This is a genomic window from Okeania sp. SIO2F4 (genome assembly GCF_010672385.1).
Taxonomy (GTDB): domain Bacteria; phylum Cyanobacteriota; class Cyanobacteriia; order Cyanobacteriales; family Microcoleaceae; genus Trichodesmium.
The window spans coordinates 1-3,903 of the sequence record NZ_JAAHGT010000910.1 but is presented as its reverse complement, the minus strand read 5'-3'; the positions used below and the strand labels follow the sequence as shown (position 1 = coordinate 3,903).

Annotated in this window: 4 protein-coding genes and 1 pseudogene; 2 read left to right on the top strand and 3 right to left on the bottom strand. The window is 40.8% G+C overall.

Annotation, left to right across the window (positions count from 1 at the left end; translation table 11 throughout):
- Positions 1-49 precede the first annotated feature (49 nt).
- A pseudogene (locus tag F6K22_RS42675) lies at positions 50-187 on the top strand (hypothetical protein); the annotation flags it as partial.
- A 51-nt stretch (positions 188-238) separates the two neighbouring features.
- Complete coding sequence (locus F6K22_RS34825; RefSeq protein ID WP_293108979.1) at positions 239-526, top strand: hypothetical protein; 288 nt, start codon at positions 239-241, stop codon at positions 524-526.
- 314 nt (positions 527-840) lie between these two features.
- On the opposite strand, the gene F6K22_RS34820 is transcribed toward F6K22_RS34825, so the two are convergent.
- The 3 genes from F6K22_RS34820 to F6K22_RS34810 form a co-directional block, all read right to left on the bottom strand.
- Entirely contained in the window at positions 841-2,232 is a 1,392-nt protein-coding gene (locus tag F6K22_RS34820) for an AtzE family amidohydrolase (protein ID WP_293108976.1), read from the bottom strand.
- A gap of 964 nt (positions 2,233-3,196) precedes the next feature.
- Complete coding sequence (locus F6K22_RS34815) at positions 3,197-3,451, bottom strand: DUF4089 domain-containing protein (RefSeq protein ID WP_375340226.1); 255 nt, start codon at positions 3,449-3,451, stop codon at positions 3,197-3,199.
- A gap of 36 nt (positions 3,452-3,487) precedes the next feature.
- The coding region (locus F6K22_RS34810; protein WP_293108973.1) for an amidohydrolase family protein at positions 3,488-3,903 on the bottom strand (416 nt) is incomplete at its 5' end.

Below are 3,903 nucleotides of genomic sequence, written 5' to 3'. Positions count from 1 at the left end.
TAAAGACTCCCTGAATGGTGGTACAGGAAACGACTAACTCACTGGTGGTGCTGGTAAAGACCTCCTAAATGGTGATGAAGGTAAAGACCTCCTAAATGGTGGTGCTGGTCAAGACTCCCTGAATGGTGGTGCTGGTCAAGACTCCCTGAATGGTGGTGCTGGAAACGACGAACTCACTGGTGGTGCTGGTGAAGACAGCTTTATCTTTGACTCTAATGAAGCGTTTGAACCACAAGATTTGGGTATAGATACAATTACAGACTTCCAGTCTAATCGAGATATAATTCTACTTGACAAGGATACTTTTACAGCAATAACTACTGCTGCGGGAGGAGATATTGGTAATGAGTTTGCCACTGTAACAAGTAGTCCTAGGACAAGTGATGCCATTATTGTCTATAATTCTAGTACAGGTGATCTATTCTATAATCCGAATGGTAGTGCAGCAGGTTTCGGAGATGGCGGTCGATTTGCTATTCTCTCTGGGAACCCAACTCTGACAGCAGATAATTTCCAAATCGGATAATATCTTCTATGAATTAGACATCTCCAGAAAAGAGGGAACAGCGAACACTTAACAGGGAATAGGAAGGAGGAATTGATAATTTCTGGATAATAATTGACTTTACTGTTTATTTTTGGAGATGTCTATTAAAAAGGGGATAAATTCTCCTGTTTATCCTGTATCTGAACTTTCCGTTTTGAGCAAACCGCGAAAACCTTGTAGAGACCTTGCATGCAAGGTCTCTACAGGATGGGTTATGAGCTAAGATTGCGTTCTACATCTAGAATCCAATAGAATCCAATTTTCAAATTGATTTTTCTGATTTTGAAGTACAGCTATATAAAATACTGAGGTGCTAACTGTTCCATCTCCAAAAATGCTGCCACTCGTAAAATTAATGCTTCATTATAAGGTGCAGCAATAATTTGTACTCCCAAAGGCAAACCATTAGTACGGCGAATGGGAACCGACAAAACTGGCAACCCAATAAAAGATAAAGGTTGCGTATATAAACCTAAATTCGGACGTACTAACACTTCCTCCCCAGCAATAGTCATTTTTTCCTGCCCCAATAACGGTGCAACACAAGGAGTAGTGGGAGCCAAAATAATATCTACTTCCTTAAATATTTCCTCAACGCAACCTTGATACCAACGGCGGAAACGTTGAGCTTGGATATACCAGTCTCCCGGAATTAAAGCACCTGCCAAAAAGCGATCGCGAGTTGCTGGATCGAAATCTTGGGGGCGGGTGCGTAAATTTTCCAAATGCAAATTCGCGCCCTCAGTCGCAGTAATAATATAAGCAGCAGCTCGCGCTCGACGTGCTTCGGGTATTGTCACCCGCTGAGTCACACCTAATGCTTCTGCTACCTGTTCCACTGCTGCAAAGACTTCCGGTTCCCCACCTTTGGCAAAGTGACCGTCAGCAATAGCAATGCGCAAATCTTTGATACCTTGGTTTAGTTGAGGCAAACAACTTTCAGGAGGTAGGTTAGTACAAACTGGGTCTGTTGCATCCGATCCTTGTAAAACATCATAAACTGTAGCGATATCTCGTACAGAACGAGCAAAGGGTCCAACATGATCTAAACTACTGGCAAACAGAAAAACCCCTGCTCGCGATAAACGCCCATAAGTGGGTTTAAACCCGAAGACACCACATAAAGAAGCAGGTACGCGGATGGAACCGTTGGTGTCGGAACCGAGAGTAATGGGTACTAAACCCGCAGCAACCGCAGCAGCAGACCCACCGGAGGAACCACCGGAGATGCGGGTGAGGTCGTGGGGGTTGGGTGTTGCGCCGTAGTGACTATTTTCGGTGACGAAACCGTAGGCGTATTCATCCATATTGAGGGCACCAACCAGGATGGCACCTGCTTGTTTGAGTTTGGCAACGGCGGTTGCATCTTGGGTTGCGGGTGGGTTTTCGGCGTTAATTTTGGCTCCAGCGAGGGTAGTTAAACCTGAGATATCGTAGAGGTTTTTCACTGCAAAGGGTATTCCTGCTAGTAAACCGGGGTTTTTGCCTTGGGCAATGTCTATATCTATTTGTTTGGCGCTATTGAGTGCGGTTTCTGTCGTGATGCTGGTGAAGCAATTTAGAGTTCGGTTGCGGTCGTAAATTTGTTCGATACATTTGGTTATTAAAGTTTCGGCAGTAATTTCCCCTGTTTTGATGGCGGAGGCGATCGCTACTGCGTCTGTTTGGTTAAGGTTGATAGTCATGTTTTTGATAATTAATAATTAATAATTAACGGCGTTGGTTAATCTAGCTATGAAATAATCGCTCTGGTGTTATAATAAACCGGGTTTGTTGAATACAGATGTCATATCAAATCCGCTTGATTCGGTATAAAAAAATATTCACTTCACGAGCGCTATTGCTAAATCTTTCTAGCTCTCCCCATCTTCCCACACTCCCCACCCTCCCCACACTCTTATTATCTAATTACACCAATGCTACCGGATTTGATATCAGTAAGGCATCGGCATCTAATACAAACCCGGTTTCTATAGCGCTACTTGAATCGGGAATAGGGAATAGGGAATAGGGAATAGTAGACTAATAAAGGGTTTTAGGATTTAGAAATGTCCTAACCTTAATGCGTAGCACTATACAATGTGGAAAAATCATAGCCACGCATCACCAACGCCTAATTAACAATTACATCTCTTTTTTAAGGGTCTAATTGTGACTAGAAGGAATTTTTTCTTTATCTTTTTATATCTCCCCACACTCTTTATCTAATACCAATTACCAAAAGTAATGCTATACTTGTATGCTACTTCAGTTATTAAGTAATTAACACATATCGAATAATTTTTTCGATAATTATTAGGAATTTTGTATTAATTATTCTCATTTTTACCTCTCTGTACGGACGTTGCATGCAACGTCCGTACCTACTCCCCTATTCATTAACGAAGTCAGAAGTCAGAAGTCAGAAGTCAGAAGTTATTTTTGTAACGGGGCTCAAATCCCCGCTCCCAAAATATTTCGCCTTAAAAGGCGGGGTTTTAGACCCAATTATTTTGATAAAATGTAGAGAAGTATTTGATAAATGGTATAATTACACCAATGCTAAGTAGTCGTGCTTTTAGGAATTTCCTATTTGAGAAAGGCACTATTGCTACAAGGAGTTAGTAAGATGTGTAATTAATTTGGCATAGGTACTTACCGGACTTGATATTAGGGGTGGGTTCTCACACTCCCCACACTTCCCTCTCTACCCACGCTTCTCCCTCTCTCCCCTTTGTCTCCCCATTTTTCTAACTCAAATTTAGGTGCAGGTTCTATTTCTGGTGGTAGAGGAAAGTCTGTAACTAATTGAGCGATCGCTGCTATTCTTTCCATATTTGCTACTACACCTGGAAAATGTTCTGACTGTAATGGTAAATTGATTAATTCTGCCGTTAATTCTACATATTTTTCGATATTTTTCATAATTTATTTCCTCACTTAGTTTTTCATTCACATTTTTTATGTAAAGGCAGCAAATTTTATTTTTGTAGGTGTAGTTTCTGCTAATAATTTCCCGCGATAAAATACATATTTTACTGTAGCCCGTTTTCTAATTGCATGAAAGGGATTCTTAGCATCTAAAACTATCAAATTACCTGGTTTTCCTACTTCAATTCCATACCTATCCTCCACATCTAAAGTTTTTGCACCATTCCTAGTAATCATTTGATAACAAGCATTAATTTCTGGTATACCTGTCATCTGACAAATATGTAGACCCATATAAGCTACATCTAACATATTACCAGTACCTAAATTATACCAAGGGTCTTGCACACAATCATGTCCGAAACTAACATTTAATCCATGTTGCCATAACTCTTTTACTCGCGTCACACCACGCCTTTTAGGATAAGTATCGGTACGACCTTGTA